This window comes from Rugosimonospora acidiphila (assembly GCF_039543385.1).
GTDB classification, from domain to species: domain Bacteria; phylum Actinomycetota; class Actinomycetes; order Mycobacteriales; family Micromonosporaceae; genus Rugosimonospora; species Rugosimonospora acidiphila.
On sequence record NZ_BAABJQ010000002.1, the window covers coordinates 338,734 to 363,539 of the forward strand.

Annotated in this window: 1 protein-coding gene; it reads right to left on the reverse strand. The window is 73.9% G+C overall.

The features are described from left to right. Positions 1–24,738 carry a hypothetical protein gene (locus ABEA87_RS04360; RefSeq protein WP_345626248.1) on the reverse strand — a complete coding sequence of 8,246 codons (24,738 nt, stop codon included), beginning with the start codon at positions 24,736–24,738 and terminating at the stop codon, positions 1–3. Between the last annotated feature and the right edge of the window lie 68 nt (positions 24,739–24,806).

Here is a 24,806-nt window from a genome sequence, read left to right on the forward strand (position 1 = left end):
TCAGCAGTTGGACAGGGTTTCGGTGAGCAGGCGCAGCGCCTCGGCGTGGTCGGTCGCCCGGTCGGCGGCGAACCGCCCGGGCAGGCCCTCGGCGGCCAGCCGTTCGCGTAGCCCGGACAGCCGTAGCACCGCCAGCCAGCGCTCGTTCGGCGTGATCGCGCACTGGGTGACCAGCCACAGGGCGTTCTGGTACGTGTTGCCCTCGTTCGGCCCCTCGGCGGCCTCATCCAGCGTCATGCCCAGGACCATGGCCGTCGCTTGGACCACCTTGGCGTTGATCAGATTGCGGTCCAGGCCCCGCTCAACGCCCCCATCCGGCGCGACCAGGCCCTTGGCCAGCGCCACCGCCTGCGCGCCGGTGAGCTTGCCCTCGTACAGCAGGCCGAACAGCTGGTCGTTCCAGCCGCGCCGGTCCTCGACCGACGCCTTAGTCTCCAGGTATTTGCGGGCGACCACCGGGGACAGCGGGCCGGCCGGGGCCGGACGTTCCAGCGGGCCGGCGCCGATCCCGGCGTCCGAGGTCTCCGGTTCCAGTGCCTGCTGCTCCGCGGTGCCCAGCCCGCCGGCCGCGCGGGCGAGCTGGAGCAGCACCTGGGCGGCGGCCAGTTCCCGGTTGTCCGGGTCGGCAGCGACCTGGCGGTCCAGGGCCGCCCCGATCGCCGGGTCCAGCAGGGTGGACAGTTGAGCCGCCAGGTGCTGCTCGGCGGCCAGCCAGTCGGGCTGGTCCAGCCACTCGGCGAGCGCGGCCGGGGGGGCCAGTCCCTCCGGGCGGTCGAGCCCGGCGGGCAGCTCGAAGACGTCCGCGTCCAGCGCGACCGGCTTGGCCAGCGGAACGCCGTCGGCGCCGACCGGCTGCCAGGACTCGCCGAGGAAGGTCGGCACCCGGATGACCGATGGGACCCGCTGCCGGTCGAGCAGCTCGGTCAGGGCCGGGGCCTCGCCGGTCGAGACGACGGTCGGCACCTCGCCGGCCTGGGCATAGCGTCGCAGCAGCGTGCCCAGCGTGGTCAGCTCGGCGCTCTCCCGGGCCGGGTCGGCTGCGCGACTGTCGTTGAGGCGCATTCCGGGGCCGAGGCTGCCCAGGGCCGGCCCGCGGATGACCAGTACGGGCCCGGCGACGATCGGCCGCGACGCCTCCAGGACGGCGCGCAGCGTCTTGGCGTCGCCGGCCCACGACTCGACCGAGCCGATCACCGTGAGGTGCCCAAAGCGCCACGCCCGCTGGCCGGCCTTGAGGCTGTCCGGATCGATCACCACCGCCGGCGGGCCGTACGCGCGGTAGCCGTCGTCGCTTTCGCCGATGAACAGTTCGTCGGCGTCGTCCGGACCCGCCTGGGTCTCGGTGTCGCCGTCCGGATAGACCGAGATCAGGTCGACGCCGAGCGTGTAGGCGACAGCCTGCTCGGCCAGCGCCGACGGCAGTTCGGACCGCATGATCGGGTCGCGCAGGATCTCGGCGAACACCTGGCCGGCGGTCAACGGGCTGCCGTCGGCCGCGGCCCGGGCGACCTTGCGGGCCAGCGGAGCCACCCGCGCCTCGGTGTCGTCCGCGTACGCGTGATCGAGGTACCGCAGCACCAGCGGGTCTCCGGTGTCCAGGAGTCTGGCCAGGTCGGTCATTGTGCTGCCGCGCTGGTTCTCGATCGCCAGGATCATGTCGTCGAGGACCGCCCCATCCATCTGCGAGACGACCAGCTTGCCGGCAGTGAGATCGGCCAGCATGGGCAGCTCGACCGTGCCGGCGGCGACCTGGTCGGCCACGTGGGCGAGCAGGCTCGGGCCGTCATACACGCCCTCGGGCGGCAAGTGCCGTTGCCGGCCGACGCTGTCCATCACCACCCGGAACAGCCCGTCGGCGTCCTTGGCGGCGTCGGTGCCGTGGGTTCGCCAGGTCTCCGGTACGGAGGCCTGGGAGTCCTCGGAGAACACGCTGTCGGTGTCGGTGTCGGTGTCGGTGCCGGCGGCCGTCCCGGTCGCCGGCTCGGCGTCGGCCCGGACGGTCACCGAGGAGACATCCGAGACGTGGGAGACCGAGCCCTCGCCGTCCGACGAAGGCGCGGTCCGAGCAAGGCGTCGGCGGGTCACCGACGACACCAGCATGGCCGCCGCCCGGGTGTCGATGTCCTCGAAACCGGAGAAGTCAACCCTGTCCGGCACATCTCGCGTGAACAGTGAACCCGTGGCGTCGGGGTCGTCCCGGGACAGTACCGGGATGTCGCTGGTCCAGCCGAGCCCGGCCAGCGCCGGGTAGCGATGCTTCAGGTCCAGCGCGACCGCCGCCACGAGTAGCTGCACCTCGGTCGGGTGCAGCTGCGGCAGATCGTCCACCTCCAGGTGCGCGGTGGCGGTGATCAGCGTGAAGTCGCTGGTCCGCACGCCCGGGTCGGAAACGACGCTGAGCACATCGGTGAGGGTCTGCCACCCGCTGCTGCCCTTGGGAAGCCGCACCGTCACTCGGTCCTCGGCCACCGAGACGTTCGACCGGTCGACCATGGCGCTGGCGACCGTGGCCTGGCCCCGCGCGACGTGGAACGACAACGCGATCGGCGCCGGCCGCGACAGCTCCGGCAGGCGCGGCGGCAGCGTACGCCCGACCCGGGCCAGCCGGGCCACGAACGCGTCGATCTCGGCCCGCATCGCCGCGTCGTCCGCCGCCTCCCGGTGCCGCCGGACGATCTGCTCAAACCGCCGCAGGTACTCCTGGTCGAACGCCGCCGCCCGCCAGTCGCCCAGCAGTTGGGCGGCCCGGCCAGGCTGGTCGTCCAGCGTGCCCAGGGTGTCGTTGGAGGCGCGGGCGCTGTCGTAGAGCTGCCAGATCTCGGCCGGGGCGATGCCGAACCGTTCTTCGAGCCCGGCCGTCCAGTCCTGGAAGCCGGTGGCCAGCCGACCTGGCCCGGCCGTGGCGGTCTCGGCGTACCCGGTGGAGCCGATGTATGCCGCGATCGCGCGCGGATCGGCGTGGGCCAGCCGCCCGGCGGTCAGCAGATCGTCCAGCGGTGCGCCGAGGACGATGGCCCGCCTCACCAGATCGGCCGGGACGCCGAGGTGCTCCCGGGTAGCGGTGAGCAACGCGGCCGGCAACGACTCGCGCGGCCGCGGCTGCCAGCCAGCCTCGCGCAGCTCGGCGGCCACCCGGGACGCCGCGGCGTGCCGGTCCGGCCCGGCATTCAAGCTCCGCAACCGGGTCCGCAGCTCGTCTGCGGTGTCGGTCCACACCCGCTCGAAGTCCTGCGGGTCGGTGGACAGCGCGGCGGCCAGCAGGAACAGCCGGCCGGGATCCTCGATCCCCCACTGCCCGGCGAGCCGGGGCAGGTCGGTCGGCATCCGGCCGATCCGTAGCGCGAAGCCGCGGACCCACTGCTCGCTCACGCCGAGCGCGGCGACCAGCGTCCGCAGGCTTTCGGCGTCCCAGTGCTCAAACGGCTCGCGGCTGGCGGCGTACGACCAGGCCTCGCGCAGGACACCGTCCCAGTCGTCGTCGGAGAACCACTGCTGCCCCCGTACGGTGACCGCCTCGGTCGGGTCGAGGCCGAACGTGTCGGCCCGCCAGATTTCGGCCAGCGGACGGATCCGCTCCAGGTCCTCGGCGTCCTCCAGGCTGAGGTCGCGGTCGAGCAGGAACGCGGCCCGGGTCGCCAGGTCGCCGGCCAGCACACCGTCAAGCCGGGACAGCCCCTCCCGGACGTGCCTGGTCAGCTTGTCGCCGTCGCCGTGGATGGCCACGGCCTCGTCGTCCTCGCGGGCCCACAGCGGCCCGAGCAGGCGCAGCAGCACGGCCGGCCGGATGTCCAGCTTGCTGGCGACGGCGTGCACGGTGGCGAGCAGGCCGGCGTCGAACACGCCCTCGGCGGCGTGCTGGGTGGCCCGGCCGATCGCGTCCTCGATCCCGTCCAGCCAGCCGCCGTCGTACATCACCTCGTCGATCAGCCCGGCCGGCGCGATCCCGAGCGCCTCGGCTACGGCCGCAATCCGGACCAGGTCGAGGGCGGCCGACCGCTCAATCTGCGACCGCAGCTCATTCGAGTCCACCTCGAACTTCTTCGCCCACCAGTCGGCCAGCAGCAGGTCGGCCTGGTTGCCGGCCGGGGCGACGAAGAACTCCCCGGCGACGTCCGGGTCGAACCGCTCCTCGCGGAACCGTTCCCACTCGGCCACCGACGCGTCGTGCAGCTGGTACTCGGCGGCCAGCACGCGGGCGAGGCTGCCGCCCAGCTGCTGGAACTGGTACGCGATCTCCCGCGCGTGCAGTTGCCCGACCCGGCCGGTGCCGTCCATGGCGGTCAACACGCCTTCGCCGGCCAGCTGGGTGGCCTCGATGGCGAGCGCGAAGGCTCGGCCGATCATCGGGCCCGCCCCCGCGGCATCCAGCATCTCGAGCCGGCCCCGGAGAGCCTCGGCGCGGTCGGTGATCCCGGCCTTCTCGGCGACCCGCAGGGCCGAGTTGGCGACGTCCCGGGCGAACGTTTGCCGGGTCTCCATCGGGTTGTTGACGGCCACGCCGGTGACCTGCCGGGCAACGCCGAGCACGTCCTCCATGAGCGCGCGGAGGTCGTCCGCGCCGCGCTCCGGCAGGAACTGCCGGGCCGCCCGGACCGCGGCGGTGACCGCGGTGATGGCACCGTTGGTGGCGGTCAGTTGCTGGATCTTGTAGTCGAGGTCGGCCCCGTTCAGCCCGGCCGCGCCGTCCCGCAGGAACTGCAACTCGGCCAGCGTGAGACCGTCCGCGCCGGTGCCCAGCCCGGCCGCCCACAGCCATACCTCGGGCGTGATCCGCTCGTCGTCGAGGTTGAGGTAGGCCCGGATCGCGGCGACCACCTGAGCGGTCGAGGGCCTGATGTTCTCCGGCATCGCCGTGACCCGCCGCAGCACGCCGTTCAGCGGCCGCAGGTAGGACGGGTCGACGTCGAGCGCGGACGCCAGGTCGACCAGATCGCCCGGCTCCCACCCGGTCTGCTGGGCCAGGCGTAGCAGGTCCCGGGTGCTCGGCAGGTGTCCGGTGTACGCGGCCAGTTCGACCAGCCGCCCGGTCTGCTCAGGGGTGAGCCGGGTCGACCGGACCAGCGGGAGCAGGCTCCGGGCGTCGACCGAGGGCAGCGTCGCGAACGGTTGCAGGCTGCCGGGGTCCACGCCGAGATCGGCGGCCAGTTCGTCCAGCTCGGTCGGTTGGAGCGTGCTACGCCAGGCCCGGTCGAGCACCGACTGCTCGGCGTCGCCGTACGGCCCGGTGCGCGGCAGCGCCCTTTGCAACATCATGCGCACCAAGTCCGGCGGGACCTCGTGCAGGGCAGTGGCGGTCAGGCGGCTGAGATAGCCGGCGGCCCACCGGGATTGGGGCAGAAGGTCGCGCAGATTGTGTACGCCGAATCCGAGTCGCGCCCCCCACCGGATCCAGTGGCCCTGATGTTCCGGCGCGAGGCCGCCCGCGGCCAGGTTGTTGCGGATCACCTCGGCCAGCTGAATGCCCTGGATGTCTGCGTGGACCTTGAGCGGGTCGCCGGTCATGCCGCTGGGTGGCGGGACCGGCATCGAGCCGTCCAGCACCCGCGGGTACGCCGTGGTCAGCCAGGCCAGATCGGCCGGGACCACGCCGAAGACGTCGGCCGCCGCCTGCACGGCATGCGGCCCGGCCAGGCGCAGGCTCCGGGCGTACGCCGACGCGTCGAACTCGGCCCGGGCGGCGCTCGCGGTCAGGGCCGCACGGACCAGGTCGTCGGGCAGCTCGTTGAGCAGGCCGAGGGTCACCCCGCGGGCGGTCAACCGGCCCAGCACGACGTGGTCGGCCGCGTCCAGGCCCAGCCTCCCGGTCAGGTCGACCAGCGTGACCAGGTCGTCGTCGGTCCGGACGCCAGCGCTGCCCAGGTGCTCGCGTAGGCGGTCGGTCCAGGAGAGACCGACCGGGTCGACCTCGGTGGCGCCGGCCAGCACCGCGCGCAGCGGACCGGCCACCACGGCCAGGTCCGCCGGGGGGACGGCCAGGTCGCGGACCACGGCATAGAGCGGGCCGGGGTTGACACCGAGCTGCTCGGCCACGGTGACCACGTCGTCGGGGAGCCCACCGAGCACCACGGTCAGACCGGCCAGCTGCCGGACGCCCTGGTCGTCCAGGCCCAGCCAGAGCGCCATCCGGTCAGCCCGGACCGGGTCGAACGCGAGCACGGTGTCCGCCGCGAGCCGTGAGGCCAGGCTGCCGGTGATGCCGCGGCCGGCCAGCCACGTCGTCAGGCGCGGGTCCAGCTCGGCGTACGACGGGACGGTGCTCCACGCGTTGACCAGGTCTGGCACGTCCGGCATCCGCACGTCCTCGGCGTGCGCCTGGTCGATGAGCAGCAGCAGATCGTGGAACTGGCCCTGGGCCACCGGCTCCGCGACACCCGGGGCGGACAGCGTCTGACGCATCAGGGCGAGCGCGGCGCCCACCTCGTCGAAGAGCTCACGAGATCGCCCGGTCAGCAGCGGACGCAGCCTGGCGCCGTACCCGACCTCGTAGTCGTGCGTGATGCCGGCAACCGTGTTGCGCAGGTCCTCGATGGGCCTGGCCGCCTCGGCGGCGAACCTCGGCCCGGAGACCTCGGCCGCCCGCATCATGAACACCTGGACGTCGGCGCCGGGCGGGACGGGCGCGCCTTCCGGCGGCCCGTACGCGCGGTAGCCGTCGCGGCGGCCGATGATCAGTGTTGTCGTGGCGTCCGGCACCGCGTGGCCCAGCGACGCCCCGGAGTCGGGCACGACCACCAGGTTGACGCCGAGCGCGGCGCCCAGCGCCTGCTCGACCGTCGCGGCCGGCAGGTGGCCGCGCAACTGGTCGTCGGTCAGCGCCACCGTGAACACGTCGGCCGCGGTCAGGCGGGTCCGGTCGACCACCGCCGCGGCGATCTGGGTAGCGATCGGCGCCAGCGGGGACCGGTCGGCGGCGAAGTGCTCACCGATCCGGGACTGGACGTGGGAGTCGCCCGCGTCGATCAGCCGGGCCAGTTCCGGCCGGGCCGACGCCGGGCTGCGGCGCGGGCCCTCGGCACCGTCCGGGGTCACCAACGCGACCACCGTCGCGTCGTCCAGCAGCCAGCTGAACAGCCGGCCGGCGGTGTAGCCGCTCAGCGCCGGCAGCCGCTCGGGATGGTTGCGCACCTGGAGGGCGGTGTACTCGAACAGGCTGGCCGCGTCCCGGACGCCGAACGGCAGCGGCACATTCTGCCGGGTGGCACTGTCCAGCACCGCCCGGGCCACGCCGTTGCCTGGCGCGTCGGGCAGCTCGTACGCCCGCCATCCCGGCGGCGGCCGCCACTGGTCGGCGACCGCACCGGCGGCAATCGCGACCAGCATCGCCTGCGCGCGGGCGGCCGGGTCGGCGAAGGCGTCGAATTGGGCCGCGTCGAGCGCGGGTGGCCGCGCGGCGACCACCACCCGGTTGCCATTCAGTTCCCGGCGCAGCGCGGCCAGCGCGTGCTCGCGCTGGCCGAGCGGCATGGCCAGCGCGCCCAGCAGCGCTTGGATTCCGCCCGGGGTCAGCTGGGCGAAGTCGACCGCGGTAACGGGTCCGGGCAGGTCGAGGCCGGAGATCCGGGCGTCGCCGGCGACGAAGCCGCCCGAATGCCGGTCGACGAACGCGAGCGTGCGCCACGCGTTCTGGCCGAGGTCCATGGTCACCGAAAGCCCGCGCGATGACTCCACCAGCCGGATCTCCGGCCGGCCCTGGATCGCCGGGCGGAGTTCGCGTTCCGCCGCCGGGAAGAGCGGCAGCGTGACCGACAGGCCGGCCGGCGCCGGCGGTCCCAGCACGAACGGGGTAACCGAGCCGCCGACCTCCCTGATGCCGGCGGCGAACTCGGTGATCGCGTCGAGCAGTCCCGGGCCGGTGCCGTGGGCGGCGACGATCTCCTGGAACCGCCCGTTGAACCGGCGCGGGTCGACCGCGGTCCGCAGGTTCTCGACGGCCACGCGACCCGCGTCGGCCGGCATCCTCAGCAGCGAGCCGAGGGGGCGCCCGGTCGACCGCAGCTGGGTGTGCATCGACCAGATGTCCGCCGGGTCGACGCCCAGCGTGCCGAGCCGCTCGGCCCAGGCCCCGTAGCCGTCGGCCACGATTCGCGGGGTCGCCGCCGGGTCGGCCGGTGTGGACTCGACGAACGCGACGATCAGGCGTGGGTCGGCGCCGGCCAGTCGGGCCGTCTCGATCAGCTCTCTCACCGACATCCAGGCCCGGTCGGCCAGTTCGCCAAGGTCGGTCGGCACCCGCTCGGCGCTGCGGGCCAGCTCGAACAGGTCGAGGGTGAGCGAGCGGGTCGGCGTGGGCAGCTCGCCGGTGGCCCGCAGCTCATCGGCCACCTGCCGGGCCGCCGCGTTCCGGTCCGGGATGCCGTTGAGCGTCTTCACCAGGTCGCCGCTCAGCCGGCCGGCCAGGTCGCGGGGGTCCACGCCCAGCTCGGCCGCGACCAGGAAGATCCGTCCCGGGTCCACCACCGACCAGCGCCGGGCCAGGTCGGGCAGGTCGGTCGGTACTCGGCCGAGGCGCAGGCTGTGGCCGCGGATCCACCACCAGCTGATGCCGAGCGCGGCCGAGAGCCGGTCCAACGCGTCGGTGCTCCACTGACCGGTCGAGTCGCGCCGTTCCAGGTCGGTGAGCAGCAGGTTCAGAACCTGGTCCCACTCGGTCACCGAATACCAGTCGCGGTCCTGGGCGTTCACGAATGGACGCTCGTCCAGGCCGAACGAGCCGGCCTGCCAGCGCCGCAGCGCCGAGGTCATCCGCGGGAGTTCAGGCAGATCGGCCAGCGTGAGCCCGGTGTCGGCCATGAAGGTGAGCCGGGTCCGCATCCCGGGGAGCAGCCCGTTCAACCGCTCCAGCTCGGTGGTGAGGTGCTGTTCCAACTCACCTATGCCGCGCGTACCCGAGTCCAGCAGCGCGGGCACGGCCCGGACCAGCAGGTACTCCGAGACGCCGAGGCGTTGGGACAGCGCTCGCAGCACGGATACGGTGGCGGCCGACATCCGCTCGGCCACCGCGAGCCGCAGGAATGCGGGATAGGTCGAGTCGCTGCTCCGGGCGAAATAGATCAGTTCGCCGGCCGGCATGTTCAGCGACTGGGCGTGCGCGGCGATGTCCCGGTGGTCGATGGAGGCGGAGCTGCGCAGGGTCTGCTCGATGTACTCGACCGGAATGCCCAGCCGCCGAGACCATAGCGACGCCAGCACCAGGTCGTCCTGGCGGCCGGGCGGCGGGGCGTACCGCGGGATGCCCTCGTCGCCCGCGAGCGCCGGATACCGGGCCAGGTCGGCCCGGCGCGGACCGTCCTGGGCCGGCGCGATCTGCTCCCCGGCCGCCGCCAGGGCCAACCACATCCGCTCCAGCTGGCCGGTCAGCGTACCGGCGATCCGCCGGAACTCCTCGCTCGCGCCGTCGGCCGCGGCCAGCGAGGTCAGCGTCTCCTGGGCCAGCATGGTCGACATCCGGACCAGCTGGACCGCGTCGTACGTGCTCATCGGGGCCGACCGGACCAGTCTGTCGCGCTCGGCGCGCAGCGCCTCCGCGTGCGGCAGGGCGACGGAGGACCGCTCGGCGATCGACAGGGCCGCGCTCACCGCGTGGGCCGCCGGCAGGCCCGGGTCGGTGGTGAGGTGGGTTGCCAGGTGGGACGCGGCCCCGGCCAGCCGATCCAGACTGGTCAGCAGGGCACCGCGCCCACCCGCCTGGCGGGCCGTCCGGGCGACGGTGTCGGCCGCCGCTATCGCCAGCCCCCGGTTCTCGATCAGCGCCCGGATCGCCGGGTCCCGGCGCGACAGCTCGCGGCGCAGGTAGGTCATCTCGTCCGGCGCGAACCCCTCGGCCCCGGCCGCGCCCAGCCAGAGCGGCCAGCCGAGCGCGTCCCCGCGCGGGTCCGCGACGAACCCGCCGATCATTTCTCTCAGCTCGGCCGCCGAGGCCTGCCCGGCCGGAACGATGTCGCGGTAGCGGTCCAGCACCGGCTTCCACGGCAGCAGGTGGCGCGGATCGGTCCGCAATCCGGCCGAGAGCCCGGCGGCCTGGCTCAGGTCCAGGCCGAGCCGGTAGGCCGAACGCATCAGGTCGGACGGGACCCGGCCGGTCGCCCGGACCAGGTCGATGACCTGCCGGGCCGCCTCCGGGGTCGGGGCCAGCGTCTGCAGCGCGGCCACGAAGGTCCGCGGATGCACCATCGGCAGGTCGAGCACCTGCTTCAGCGCGGCCGGGTCGACCCGCATCGAGTCGGACCACGAACGCAGCTCGCCCGGCGTGTGGCCGTTGGCCGCGATCAGGTCCCGGACCGACTCGGCCAGCTCACCGCCGGGACCGGTGGCCGGCACCATCTCGGCCACCGCGCTGCCCGCCCGCCCGGCCCGGACGTCGTCGAGCAACTCGTAGACGTACGGATCGAGGGCGTGCCCGGGCAGCAGCGCGACCAGGTTCTGCACGCCGAAGCCGAGCCTCGCGCTCCACCGGACCCACTGGACGTACTCGGGCCCGCTGAAGCCGTGGGCCATCAGCCGCTGCTCGATCAGGTCACCGAACGCCTCGCCGGAGCGCCCGGCGACCGGCTCGCCCTCCAGTCCGGGCAGCTCGCGGAGCAGGAAGTCCAGCTCGGACGGGGTGAGGCCGAGCCGGACCGCGGCCGCGTGGACGGCGCCGGCATCGGCCAGGCCCAGCCGCTGCGCCAGCGTGTCGAGGTCGAGCAGGGACCGCTCGGTGCTCGCTCGCAGCGCGGCCCGCACCAGGTCGTCCGGCAGCTCGGCCAGCAGTTCCAGGGAGACGCCCTGCCCGCGCATCTCGCCCAGGGCGGCCCGGTCGGCCGGGTCGAGGCCGAGGCGGGCGGACAGGTCGATGAGGTGAGTGAGATCGGTACGGCTGCGGACGCCGGCCTCGGCCAGCCGCGTCACGAGCCGATCCACCCACGGCGGGCCGGCCGGATCGGCCGTGGCCTCCGGGCCGACCGCATCGACCAGCACGTCGCCCAGCACGGCCCGGACGCTCCGCGGGTCGACGCCCAGGTCGCGGACGACCGCCCACAGGGGATCGGGCTCGGCCAGGCCCATCTCGGCGGCGATCCCCGGCAGATCGTTCGGCACCCGCCGGAGCACCTCGGACAGCCCGATCAGCTGCCGCCGCCCGGCCGCGTCCAGGCCCAGCATGCCGGCCAGCGCGTGGGCGGCCGCGTGATCGAACGCGTACCCGGGATCGCCGGCGATGCGTTCGGCCGCCGCCCGCGTGAGGCCCTGGTCCAGCAGCCACGTGACGGTCTCGGGTCGCTCGGGTCGCGGGTACGCCGGTGGGGCCAGCGCGATCGCGTTCACCGGCGGCGGGACCAGCGCGGCCACGCCCTGATCGGTCTCGGCCAGTTCGGCCGCGGTGCGCTGGAAGAAGTCGTAGCTGCGCAGCGTGTCGCGAATCTGGCCGTACCAGTCGGCCGGGGCCTGGCCGGCCTGGGCCAGCCGGGCTACCCGCTTCATCCCGTTGAGCGCGGCGACGAACGCCTGCAGCCGGTCCAGGACCAGCTTGGCGTCCAGTTCGGTCCGGGCCCCGTTCGGGTCGGCGGCCAGGGCGTCGGCGGCCAGTCGGGACAGCTGCCTGAGGTGGTCGTCGGCCCACCACCCGTACCGTCGCTCCAGGCCGGAAACGAAGGACGGCACGGTCGCCGGCGTACGCGGCATCAGCTCGTCCAGCGTCGGTCCGGTGGTCAGCACGTTCCTGACCATGAAGATCTGCGGCGGCGGCGGGATCGCGGGCAGCGGAGCGGGAACCGGGGCCAGGACCGAACGGGGCACGTTGTCCTCGACCACGGCCACTAGCCACCGGGTGTTCGTGGGCTCGGCCCTCCAGCCGTCGGTGCCCCGGATCCGGGCCTTCGCGGCACCCCGGACCCGGAACAGCACGGTCCGGTGGGCAAGCACGTTGGGCGTGGTGTCGCCGGCCTCGCGATGCAGACCGGGGGCCCGGGTCAGCCGGTAACCGCCGGTGCTGCCGCCGGATCCGCTCTGCACCGGCTCGCCGCCGGTCGAACTCGGGTTGAAGTAGTTGACCTGCGCGGTCGTGTAGTTGCCGGGCGCGTTCGGCACGCTCTTGTCGACCTGGTTCTGCTTGGCCCACAGGTTCACGCCGAGGCTGGCGTTGGCCGTGGCGGTCCGGCTGGCCCCGGCACCGGACCGGGCCGAATGGCCGAACACCGGGGCGTGCTCCAGGATGGTCTGGGCGCCCTCGCCCACGGGGTACGCCTGCGAGGGGTTGTTCTCGGTGTAGTCGTAGGACTGTTCCCACGGCCCGGCCGCCACCGGCTCGATGGCCAGCGTGGACATGTGCTCCCAGGCATCGGTCGCGATCCCGGTCGGGAAGTCGTGCTCGGCGCCGCCTGGGGCGAGGAACCGGTGGACGCCGACCTCACCGGTCATTCCGGAGACGTAGTCCTCGATCCGCTCGGCGCCACCGTCTTTCCTGATGACGTCCGGCAGCACCTGCTTGGCCAGCGCGGTCAGCTCGACGAGTCCATTGAGGAAGCTCATCCGCTCGTTGGCCGGCGGCGCCGTGTACTCGCCGAGCACCAGACCGGGCTCACGCGGGTCCTGGGCGCTGGACTGCGGCGGGGTCAGCCAGGCAGGCGGTGCGACCCGGATGGGCTCGGGCGAGGTGTCGCTGGCCGGCACCCGTACCTCGGCTATCGAGTCGACCCACTGCGGCGCCAGGGCCGACTGGCCGCGGACGGCCTCGGCGACGGCCGGTCCGATCGCGTTGACACCGCTGGCCGGGGCGGGGACGACCCGCAGCGCGAGCTCGACCGGGACGCCGAAGTCGATCATGGTCGCGTAGTCACGGGAGGTGTGCCGGTCGTCGGCCCGCCGGTCGTCCGACTCGGACCGGCTGGCCTGGCCACTGACCCGGCCGGCCGCGGATGGGTTGTGCCACCGGGTGCTGGCCGGCTGGCCCGGCGACAGCACGCTGACGCCGCCGGTGCCGCTCTTGGTGACCGAGGAGCCCTTGCCCTTGCTGACGCTCCGACCGGCCACCCCGTGCGTCTCCACGCCACCGCCGTCGGCGACCCGGCCGAAGAGGCGGCGGGCGTCGTCGAAGGTGTCGAAGCCGGGCGCCGGCCGGGCGATCAGCTCGACCCGGCCATTCACCTGACCGCCGTCGCGGGTGGTGGTGAACCGGCGCGAGGCCAGCCGGACCGGGCCGGTGCGCAGGCCGGAGCCGAAGTAGCGCAGCATGCCCGCATTCAGCGCATCGCCCGCGCTCAGCTCGGCGATGGCCTCCAACGCGGTCGCCGAGTAGGTCCGCGAGCCGGGCCGCGTCAGGCCCGGGATGGCCGCCTCGGCCGCGGCCAGTCCGTTTCTCCAGAGCGCCCGTCCGGGCGTGGGCGGCGGGGGCGCCGGAGCGGCGGCCGGCTGCCGCGTGGGCAGTTCCATCGCGGCCCCACCGCCGCCGGGAATGCCGATCCGCCGCGCCTGCGCGTCGGTGATCTCCCCTCGCGCCGGCGCGGGTGGGGCCGCGTTGGCCGCCCGGCCGGTCTCACGCACCTTGAGCACCAGGCCCGCGCCCAGACCCAGCCGGGCGGCGACCCGCCGGGGCAGATAGCGCACGGTCGCGTCGGCCGGCGTCCGGTGGGCCTGGCGCTCCCGCTCGTCGGCCCCCCGGCGGGCCACCTCGGCGTCGAGCCGGGTGGCCAGCTCGGCCGGGAGGTCCCGGATCAGCTGGTCCCGGGCGGCGCCCATGGACCGACGGGCCCGCCACAGGTCGGCCAGCTCGGCGAAGTTCAGGTACACCTGGACCGCGTCCGGCACGTCCACCGCGCGCTCGCCGCTGCTGGACAGGTCGGCCACCGCCTCGATCACCGAGGTGGCCAGGTTGTGCGAGCCGGCGACGATCCGGCCCACGAAGGTCAGCGGGATGTAGACCAGGTACAGCGGGCCCAGGTGGGTCTGCGTCCGCGTGTCGTTGACGTCCCCCGAGCCGGCCACCGAGCGGTTGCTGCCGCGGGCAACCCGGCCGCCCACCGCCGGGTTGGCGGTGTAGGCGCCCTTGAGCAGCGCCGGGCCGCCCGAGAGCTCGAACTGATGAGTACGGCTGGACGACTCGCCCCGGCCCTGGCTCTCGGTGATGCCACCAGAGTGCTCGACGTACCCGTCCCGGGGCGCCCGGCTGCCGGTGGCGTCCGGCGGCGGGACGATGTACCGGGGCACGCCCGGATAGGCCTGCAGTTGCAGCGAGCCCTCGGTCTGCGAGACGGCGCCGGCCTCGTGCTGGTGCTCCGAGACGTAGGCGCCGGTGAGCATCTGCCACAGCTTGTCGCGCAGTTTGGCCGGGTTGACGAACGTGCGCCGCGACGCCGCCGACAACGATCCCAGGCTGGCCGGGCTGGCCCCGACCAGTGAGCTGGCGACGCGTCCCTTGGGGTCTCCGAAGACTTCCAGGGCCAGCCCCTGGAACAGCCGGTTGAGCGCCTCCGAACCAGCCACCGTGGTGGTAGCGGCGAGCTGCCCGTACTGCTGGTCGGCCGGGCGGTCGAGGGCGGCCCGGTCGGCGTCGGTGACCGGGCGCGGATCGGTCACGGCCGGGGCGGGCGCGACCTGGCCGCGCAGCACGAACACGTCCGGCACCCAGGCCCGCACGGTCACGTCCTGGTGGTCCACGGTATGGCCACCGGCATCGGTGGGGCTGTACCGCCAGAGCGGCTCGTTGCTGGTCGGCTTGTACAGCTCGGCGGTCAGCTGGCGCCGCACCCGGAACGCGTGCACCGGCTCGGCCGGCGCCTCGATGATGGTCTGCTGATCGAACGTGATGCCGTGGGACGCGTCCCGGCCGTACCCGCGCACGTACTGGTAGGGCCCGACGCTGAACGGAAACGCCCGGAACAGGTCCCGGCCGGTGCCCGGGGCGATGTCGAACTGGCCGCGAACGCTGACCGAGGCCGAGATGTTCTCCGCGGTGCTCAGCCCGGTAGCGCTCTCCGCGCCGAAGATCGACTTGGCGGTGTCGGTGCCACCCAGATGCTCCGCGTTGGGCGTGCCCGGGGCCCGCCGGGTCTGCCACCGCACGGTGACCCGCTCGATGGTGTTGGCCCGGGTACGCCGTTCGAACGGGATCCAGATGCCGTAGCCGTCGAGCTCGTCCCAGCTGGCCTCGCGGTAGTCGGAGTCGATGGCCTCCAGGTACCGCTTGTAGTTGGCCGCCTGCATCGGGGTGGCTTTCGCCCCGTCGGCGGCCACGAAGCCCTCGCTTTTCAGCTGGGCCAGCACCGCGTCATCGACGCCGGGTACGCCGGGCGCGTCCGCGATCGTGAAGTCGCTGATATCGGCGTGCCCGGTCGCGCCGGTGCCACCCCATTCGATCTCGGCCGGCGGGTGCAGGTTCGTGTCCGCGGCACTGAGATTGACCCGGACCCGGCGGATCCAGCCGCCGGCCCGCTCGGTCGCCCGCCCGGTCCACTGGGCGTCGCGGACCGGAGCGGTGCCACCGTTGAGCAGCTGCGCGTGGAACTCGAAGTCGACGTCGTCGACCTCGGCCAGCTTCAGGTTGCCGTCCGGGTCGGACGAGGTCTCCCAGCCCTTCAGCACGGCCGCCGAGCCGCCCGAGCTGACCGAGTCGATGGTGGACTGGCCGATCCGTGCCTGGAACGACGGCGTTGCCTGGTGGTAGTGCCCGTACGTGCCGGTGTCCTCGAACTTGGCGCCGGTGAACAGGCCGCCCAGGCCCGCCCCGAGGTCGGCCGCGTTGCGCAGACCGGCCGACCCGCCCACGCCGGCCACGTTCAGCCGGTACGCCTCCATCCGGGCCGACGGCGAGTCGGCCAGTTTCCGCACCGGGACCGGCCGGGCCCGCAGCTTGAGCACGCCGACGAACGCGCCGTCCGCGTCGAACAGCGGCTCGGAGACCAGGCCGGTGTTGCGCAGCCGGGCCAGGCCACCCTGGAAATTGGTCGGGTGCAGGAACCGCAACAGCTGCCGCTGCGAGTCGGCGCCCAGCCCGTTCAGCTCCGGGATCCGGGTGCGCAGCTCGACCTCGATGCCGCCCGGGTTCTGCAGCCCGTCCAGGATGATCAGCTTGTCCCGGGCCAGCTCCCGGGCCCGCTCGTCGACGGTGCCGGGCAGCGGGATGATCGGTGCCGACGGCCGGGCGAGGTGCTGCGGGATCTGCGCGATCACCTGGTCGGCCCCGTCCGCGAAGCGGTCGACCGCGCCGAGCGGCTTCACCGGTTGGTGGCTGCCATCGGCCGGGGCCGGCGGCGCGGCGTCGGCAGGCGCGACCATGACCCGCCACCGCACGCTGAACCTGTGCGGCACGTGGGGCTCGCGCAGCCGCAGCGTGAAAAACTGGCGGGATCCCGAGCTGACCGAGAAATCCCGCAGGTACTGGTTCCAGGTGAGCGTCGGGCCACCGCTGACCGTGATGGTGCGCAACGGCCCGACCTTGTTCAACAGCCCGAGGACGCTGCTGATCGGCAGCGGGATGTCGCGGTTGTTCGACGCGCTGTGCCGGGCGTCGATGGACGAGGAGTGGATGGCCCGCAGCTCGCCTTCACGGTCGGCCGACGTGGTGTCCTCGCCCACACCGTCGCCGGCCAGCGTCGCGAACAGCGTGACCCGGACCGCCGTGGGGCCGTCACCGAGCACCTCGGAGATGCCGCTGGGCGTACTGGTCGTCGGCAGGTCCCGGGCGAGCGTATCGGCGGTGACTCCGGCCATCGCGGCCGTCCGCAGCTCTTGCCGTTGCTTCTTGGACCCGGCCCGGTCCGGATGCTGCTGCCAGTACTCGTCCAGCGCCTGTCCCAGCTCGTTCGCGACCAGCTCGGCGTCGTCGTCACTGACCACGACCTCGGCGCCGACCGGCAGCATGCCGCCGGACCCGAGGTCGGTGAGGTCGGCCTGCCGGGCGCGCCGGTCGGTCCAGCCGTCGACCACCCGCTGCTGCTCGTCCACGGCGGTCTGCGCCTGTTGCCGGGCGTTCTCGTCCCGAATGACCTCCCGCTCCCGCTGCCCCAGCAGCTGGCTCGCGTTCGGCCCGTCGGTCTGAGAGATCCGCTCTCCCTCGTTCTCGATAGCGGCGATCCGCCTCTCCTGCTCGGCGATCGCCTCGTTGAGGTCGTCCCGTTCCCGGATCGCGGCGGCCCGAACGCGTTCGTTGGCCTGCCGGTCCGCGTCGGCGGTCGCACGCTCGGCCCCCTGCGCGGCGACCTGATCCATCAGCCGCCCTCGCTCGGCCCGCGCGCGGGCGAAGCGCTGCTCCGCGGCCCGCGCGGCCTGGTCGTCCCGCTCGGCCTCGGCCGCCCGCGCGGCCCGCCGCGGGTCCTCGGCCGCCCCCTGGAACCCGCCGAGCCGCTGCTGGGAGCCGTCGGCGGTGGCGCGTGCGTCCTGGGCTGCCGATTCCAGCCCGGGAAGCTGTCCGGTGAGGGTGTTCAGAGCCGCCCGGCTCGCGGCGATCGCGCCGTCGAGGCGGCTCACCCGGCCGGCCGCCTCGGTGGACAATCGGGTCGCCTCGGTGATCCGGTCCTCCACGTCATCCAGCGTTTCCCGCTGGTCGTCGAGCTTCTCGGTGGCCGCGTCCTGGTCTGCTGTCAACTTCTCCAACCGGGTGCGCAGGTCGTCGCGCAGCTGCCGGGCCTCGTCGCGCAGCCGGCGGGTCGCGTCGAGCACGGTGGTGGCGGCGTCGAGGACGTCGGTTCGGCGGCCCAGCTCGGCGTTCGCGAGGGCCAGCCGCTGGCGGACGGTCGCGGCCGGCAGGTCCAGGCCGGGATCTGGTGGCGCGGTGGCCGCCGGCGCCGTGTTCATCAGGTGCTGCGGCTCCCGCGGCGCGGGCTCGGGCCAGGCCGGCGGCTCGCCCGCGATGCCGAGCGCGGCCATCGCCTCCTTGAGCGACGGGCCCAGCCCGCGGCCATCCGGCCCGAGCAGGCGGAACTCCTGGCCCGACGCGATCGACGGCCGGCCCATCGCGTCCAGCTTCAGCTCGCCGAGCAGGACGTCGCCCTCGCCGTCGGGCAGGATCCAGTTCACCGCGTTGGCGCCGATGACCGCGCCCGGCCTGATGCTGTCGAGCCGGTCGCCGAACGTGTGCGGGGCGCCGGTGACCGCACACATGGCCAGGATCAGCGGCGTCTGCGGTGAGACGCCGAGCCTGGTGAGTTCGGCGTCGACCGCGCTCGGGCTCATCGGGCCGGCCGCGGTGAGCAGCTCGCCGGTACCCGGATCGATGCGGCCGGCGACCGTGACGTACCCGGGGAACCTCCACAAGGTACGGATGGCCCGACGGGCGTCCTCGGACAGGTCCGGCCACGGCAGCAGCCAGCCCGCGTGGATCGGTTCGGCCACGACCGAGCCGGGGTCGAGTTCGCCCGGTGCGCGCCCGACCCGCAGGACGTTTTCCAGCGCGGCGGTGACCGGCGAGACGTGGACGGCGGGCCGCCATCCGGTCGCGCGAATCGCCGCAGCCGCCCGGATCACCGCGGCCCGCGGCCCGGCCGGATCGTTCAGCGCACCCAGCTGGCCGGCCACCGGTTCCAGCTCGCGCGGATCGGCGCCGAGTTCGGCCGCGAGCCGCAGCAGCTGGGCCGGTCGCCGTACCCCCCACCGCTTGGCCAGGTCGACCAGGTCCGTGGGCACCCGGCCGATCAGCGAACTGAGGCCCATCAGCCATGCGTCGTTCGTGCCGAGTTCACCCGCGAGCGAAAAAAAATCGACCGCGGACCAGCCGGCCGCCTCCACCTCGGCGGTGAGCAGCTCGGCCACCGCGCCCGACGAGAACCATGGCTGGGCCGCGGCGGCCCTGGCCAGTTCGGAGTCGACACCGAGCACGGTGGCGAACCAGCCGGCAGCTTCGGTGCGGATGAGGTCGGTGTCCGCGATGTCGTGCACGGTGAGGCCACGATCGGCCAGGAAGTCCAGCCGTGGCCCGATGCCGCCGAAGCCGTTGCCCAGGGCGTGGTCCAGCCCCGCCAGCGCCTGCTTGATCCGGCCGACCAGCCGGCTCATCGAGACCGGCCCCTCGGTGTTCAAATAGGACAGTGCGGGGACCAGTGCCGCGACCGGAACGTCAAACTCGACGGCGAGCAGGCCGGCGAGTTCTCGGGTGCGGGCATCCGCCGCGAACGGTCGCGCCGGGTCGTACACGGGTCTCGTGGTGGTGCGCCGTGCCTGGTCGAGCAGCTCGGCGGCCGGCCTTCCCAGGCCGTCGGCCAGGCGTAGCAGCGCCCGCGGGTCGATCCAGCCGCCGCGTCCCAGCGCCGGGGCCAGCTCCGCCGCCGGCACGCCGAGCCGGTCGGCCCACCACGGCGCGAGCAACCGGTCCGCCTCGCGGGCGGCGCTCGTCTCACGGCCGATCTCCTGCCGTTCCTCGTCGCTCAGGTGCGCCCCGGTTTCCCACAGCGCGGCGTCCCAGTCCTTCGGGGTCGGCCCCTCGGCGATCCGCTGCCGTGCCGCCAGCCCAGCGCTCAGCGCCTCGCCGACCGTCGCGGCCTCGGGCCCGGACACGAGGTCGGCCGCGGCCCGCACGAGGTTCACGGCCTCGACCAGGCCACCCGCGAAATCGTCCAGTCCCGATTGGACGGCCTGCCGCCGGTGGGGGTCCGCACCGGACAGGGTGAGCGCGGCGGTCGCGGCGGTCCGGGCGCCGTCGGTGGCGGACAGGAGGTCGGGGGCGGACAGGGCCAGCGCCACGTCCCAGGCGCCGTCCAGGATCCGGGCGGTGGCCTCGCTTCCAACGCCGCCATCCCTGATCCCCCGGATCCGGTCGATCGCGGCGGCGAGGTCCCGGTGGGCCGGGGTGTCGTGAAGTACGCCCCCGTCGAGCAGGTGGGTGAGCATCGGCAGCGGTGTCGCACCGGCCAGCCGGGACAACTCTTCGACGCTGCTGCCCGCCGACCGCACCCAGTCCCGGACCATCCCGGCCAGCCGCCGCGGGCTCGGCCGCTCGCCATCCGCAGTGCCGTCGATCCGGGCGCGAACCGGATCGAGCCAGCCCAGTCGCCCCGCCTCGACGCCGAACTCGGCCGCGAGGCCGGCCAACTCCTGGTCGACGGTGTCCACGATGGACGAATCAGCGGCGGGCGGTTGCGGGGTGCCGTGGGTGCCGGGGGCGGGGTCGGCGGAGACCGCCTCGATGGCGGCCAGCAGATCGACGCCGACCGCGCGGCCCTCGCCGGTCCCCTTCGGAAAGAACTCCCACGACAGCCGGCCGTGCCCCGACACCCACCGGCCGTCCCCGGTCCGGCTGGCCACCCCCCGGGATGACAGCACGCCCTGGCCGCGCAGCGTCCGCAGCCGGTCGGCGAATCCCGTGCCGATCCCCTGGCCCGACGTGAAACACGACACCAGCGCCAGCTGCTTGCCGGCCACACCCGGCAGACCCGAGACCAGCCGCTCGAACTGCCACGCCGGCAGCAGCCGGTCGCCCACCCGCACCCGACCGTCGCCGGTGCCGTGCACGAACACCACGAACCAGCCCGGGATGCTGCCCAGCTCGCGGGCCGCGGTCAGCTCCCGCCCGGTGAGCGCGTCGTCCGGGCCCGGCAGGTAGTACCCGCTCGGCACCGGCACTCCCGGCGTCGCCTTGGTCTCGATGTGCGTCGCGGGTGCCAGCACCCGACCGTCGTCCACCGTGCCGTCGCGGAACGCGTCGAACTCCAGCCCCGCCAGTCCGGCGGTGGCGCCTTCCAGTCCTTGGGCATCGTGGATCGAGTCGAGGTGATCCAGCGCCCGCGCGATCGTGGCGGGCTCCAGGGTGTCACCCAGCCGGTGTACCTGAGCGTCCCAGGCGACCAGCCGCCAGCCGGACTCGATCGACCGGCTCGGGTCGGCGTCGACCGCGAACACCGTTGCCATCCGGTGCCTCCGGCGCAGCTGCTCGACCGCGCCGGAATCGCCGGTGACCAGCAGGACGCCGGTGCGCGGCAGCGCGGGATCGCCGTCCAGCAGGGCGCCCAGCGCGTCGAGCCGGATCCGGGAATACCGGGGCGCGCCGCCCGGGCCGACCCGGTCCGGGCGCAGCACCACCAGCGGCCGCCCCCGCCCCGCGGCGGCCTCACCCATCGCGGCCAGTCGTGGGTCGATGGCCGTCGGGGGCTGGCCGACCCAGCGCAGGCCGCCCGCGCCGGCCGGCCGTTTCCACGTTGCGGAGTCGAGACGTTCCTGCCGCACCGCGCCCGGACCGCGCACCGCCAGCTCGTCGAGTTCGTCCCGGCGCAACACCCGTTCGAGCCGGCGCACCCGCCCACCGGGCTCGCGGACGTCCCAGCCGTCCCGGCTCACCAGCCCGTCCGGGTCCGTCGTGACGCGGTTGCGCTGGCCGGTGCCGTGTGGCCGGACGATCAGGGCCCGGTGCTCGTCGGCCAGGGCGGCGAGCTCCTGCTCGTGCGAGTCGCTGGCGACTCCCGAATCCTTCGGCTCGAACAGCACGATCAGGGGCCGCGGGGTGTCCTGGTCGTAGCGGCGCACCACTGCCGCCAGCGTGCCGAGGTTGCGGCCCGGGTCCATCAGCGAACCCGACGGCATGCCCGGCGCGGGAAGGCTGCGGGCGTCCAGGTGGTGGAACACGACCACCGGCGCGTCCATGCCCGCCGTGACGCGTTCCAGGGTGTCGACGTTGCGCCGGTGCTCCTCCCTGGGGACGGCACCGTAGCTCCCGGTACCCGACAGGGTGCCGATCTCCCTGCCGTGCGGTCGCGCCCGGGACGGCAGGTCCGGCTGCCAGCGGCTGGACTCCCAGACCGCGCGAGCCTGGTCGCGGACCTCGCTCGCGTCGACCGGGAACAGCTCCAGCAGCTGCGCCAGGCCGGCCCGGTCGGCCTCCTCGGAGCGGTCGCCGAAGTGCTCGCCGAGCTTCTGCGGCCGGTAGTCCGCCGGTCCGCCCTCGGTGGACAGGCGCACGAGCCGTTGCGCGGTCCGGACCAGGAACTGCAGGTGCCCGAACTGGTCCAGGCCGTCCGGGAAGCGCAGCTCCCCGTGGTCTCGGTCGGGCTCACCGATGCTGTCCCGCAGCGCGTGCAGCGCCAGCACGGACTTGTCGTGGCCGAACCGCGTCAACCCCTCCCAGTCGAGGTGGTCGAATCCCTCCGACGGGATCGGCTGCGTCTGTGCGGAGCCACGGTGGTACGGGCCGTTGGCGCCGATCCGGAACAGCACATCCATCCGGTGCAGGATGTGGCGGAGCAGGTTTTTCAGGCGGTCCGGCTGCTGCTCGAAGGACTTCAGCGAAATGTGGATGTGTGAGCCGGCGTGTTCGTCGAAGATCCCGCCGTGCCGGTGGATCACCGCCATCGTCAGAGCGATGTCGTACCAGCTCTGCCGCCAGGCCCGTCGCCACTCCCACTCGTCGTAGGGGAGGATGGGGGTGATCGCCTCGCCTGTGACGGTCGAGTCGTTCTCCACCTTCCAACCGCTGCGCTTCCTGCTGTAACCCGCGAGCATCGCCGCGTGGTACGGCTCCAGGCGGGGTTCCCGGATCAGCCCGAATCGGTGCAGGTCGGCGGTGACCCCGCCGTTCACCTCCGACGGATCCTTGCCCTTCCCAGTGCCGTATTCGAGCTCGTCCCCCCAGTCGGTGTCCAGGTCCCAGGGCAGTGGGTCCAGTTGGGCGGGGATGGTCGACTCCCGCAGTGTCCAGGCCACCAACTCCCCGGCGGTCACCGGCTCGCCCGGTGCGAGAGACCGGGCGAGGTGACCGGTCGCGACGGTCGCGTAGCCGGACGGCTGTCCACGGCCGACCAGTTCCCAGTCGCCTGGCATGCCATCGTCTGGCCACTGCACGGCCAGGTCGCTCCGGAAGACCACGACGCGCTGGCCGGCACCGGGCGCGAACACCGGGACCTTCGAACGGCCGACCTGCTCGCGCAGCCAGGCCAGCAGTGGCTCGGACATCGGTGAGGCGACGGCAACCCGGATCGGGAGCACCGAGATTGCCGACAGCGCGGATTTGAGTGTCTTCCGGTCGGTCGCCTCGTCGCCGCCCAGGAACACGGTACGCACGTCGGTGCGCAGTTCGGCGGCCCTGGCCACCTCGAGCGAAGCGGCGCCGTACACCGTCCTGTCGGACGGCACGATCCTGCTCAGCGCCTTGCGCATGCCGGGCTCGGCCGACGAGCCGCGCGCGAGCGTCAACGCCGGCACGGTTCGTGAGGGGTTGACCGACCCGGCCGGCACCGGGTGGCCGTGTGGGTCGAGCCGCAGCACTGTCGTGCCGAGTTGCTCGACGGCGGCCGCACGCACATCATCCGGGTCTGCGAACGCCTCCGCGTCCAGCAGGCCCGGCTCCTGCGAGTCGATCCAGCGCAGAGTCGCGCCGGCCGCTCCCGGCTCCGACCACAGCCAGAACGCGTGGCTGGGCCGGCCGCCCTCGGCCGGCAGTCGCAGCAGAGCCATCGCCCCGGGCGTGTCGCGCAGCCAGCCACGCAGCCCGGCCACGTCGGCCAGCGGCTGCGGGGAGCCGCCCAGCAGGTGCCCCAGGTCGGTGATCCGCAGGGTCGCGGGGTCGGCCGCCGCCTCGACGTCGGCGATGTTTCCCGCGCGCCCGTGATAGGCGACGAACGCCGCGTACGCCCGCGGTACGCAATCGGCGAGCGCGGTGTCGAGGTCCTCGTCCGGCATCGTTTCGATAGCGGCGATCAGCTCACGCATCCGGGTGGCCGCCGGAACATCACGCTTCCGGCCGATCGCCAGGGCCCTGCCGACGGTGCCCTCAGGGTCTGTGGCGGTCCCGGCGAAGTCGCGGGCGGTGGACGAGGCGCTCGGGATCCCGGTGGCGGCACCGGTCGGATCGATCAGCAGGGCCATGGTGTCCGGCGCGCGCAGATAGCCGGTGCGGACCGCGTCCCGGGCCGGGACGAAGCTGGCGGCGTGTGCGGTCAGGCTGCCCGGCTCGAACCACCGGAGGTCGCCGCCGGCGTCCGCGCCGAGCAACGCGGTCCGCCGTGGCGACCTCGCATCCGGCAGGTAGGAGACGAGCGCCATGCTCCCCCGCGCCCCGCTCAGCGCGGCCAGCAGCGCGTCCGGACCGGTCGCGGCCGGCGGTGCCGGCGGCCGGCCGCGCAGATCCCCGGCGTCGACCGACCGGACCGGCCGGCCCAGCGGCTCGGGCTCGCCCCCGGCCAGCGCGTGCAGGTCCTCCTCGCCGGCCGGCATCGGGGTATCCGTCAGCCGGGTCGCGTCGTGGCCCGGCGGAGCGCCGTATCGGGCCAGGTAGGCGCCGACGGCCAGCGCGGCCGCCGGCACCGTTTCGGACCGTTCGGGCATGGCGGCCAGGAACCGTTCCAGGCGCTCCCAGGACGCGGGTAGGTCCCCTTCGGCCAACTCCAGAGCGATGTCCACCGCTGCCCGGGCGGCCACGTGCGACCGCGGCAGCACCCGCACCGCGGTGGCCGCCTCCAACGAGGTGACCAGGCCGGCGCCGTCGACCGGGACGATCCGGGCCTGCTGGTCGGGATCGGCCGGCAGGCCGAAATCCTCGGCCGGCAGCTGCACCTGGGTCTGGTAGCGCTCGGCCAGGTTCTCGGCCCGGGCCGTGCCGCCGACCAGGTTCCACGGCACCACCACGATCCTGTCCCGCATCGGCTGGCCACGCAGCAGTTCCCCGGCGGTGCTGATCGCCGGGTCCTCCTCGGCCAGGAAGACCAGCTGGGCGCCGGCCGGCCGGGGCGTCCGATGCGCCGCGGCCATCACCTCGGGATGGCCGGTGCGGGTCAGTCCGTCGGTCAGGATCACGACCGACGCGCCCGCGCCCAGCAGCCTGATCTTGAGACAGTTCTCATCGTCCGCCACATCAACCCCCAACCCGCGGGTGTGGCGTCGCCGGTGGCGCGAGCGCGTCACGCGCCTGCCGGCCCGGC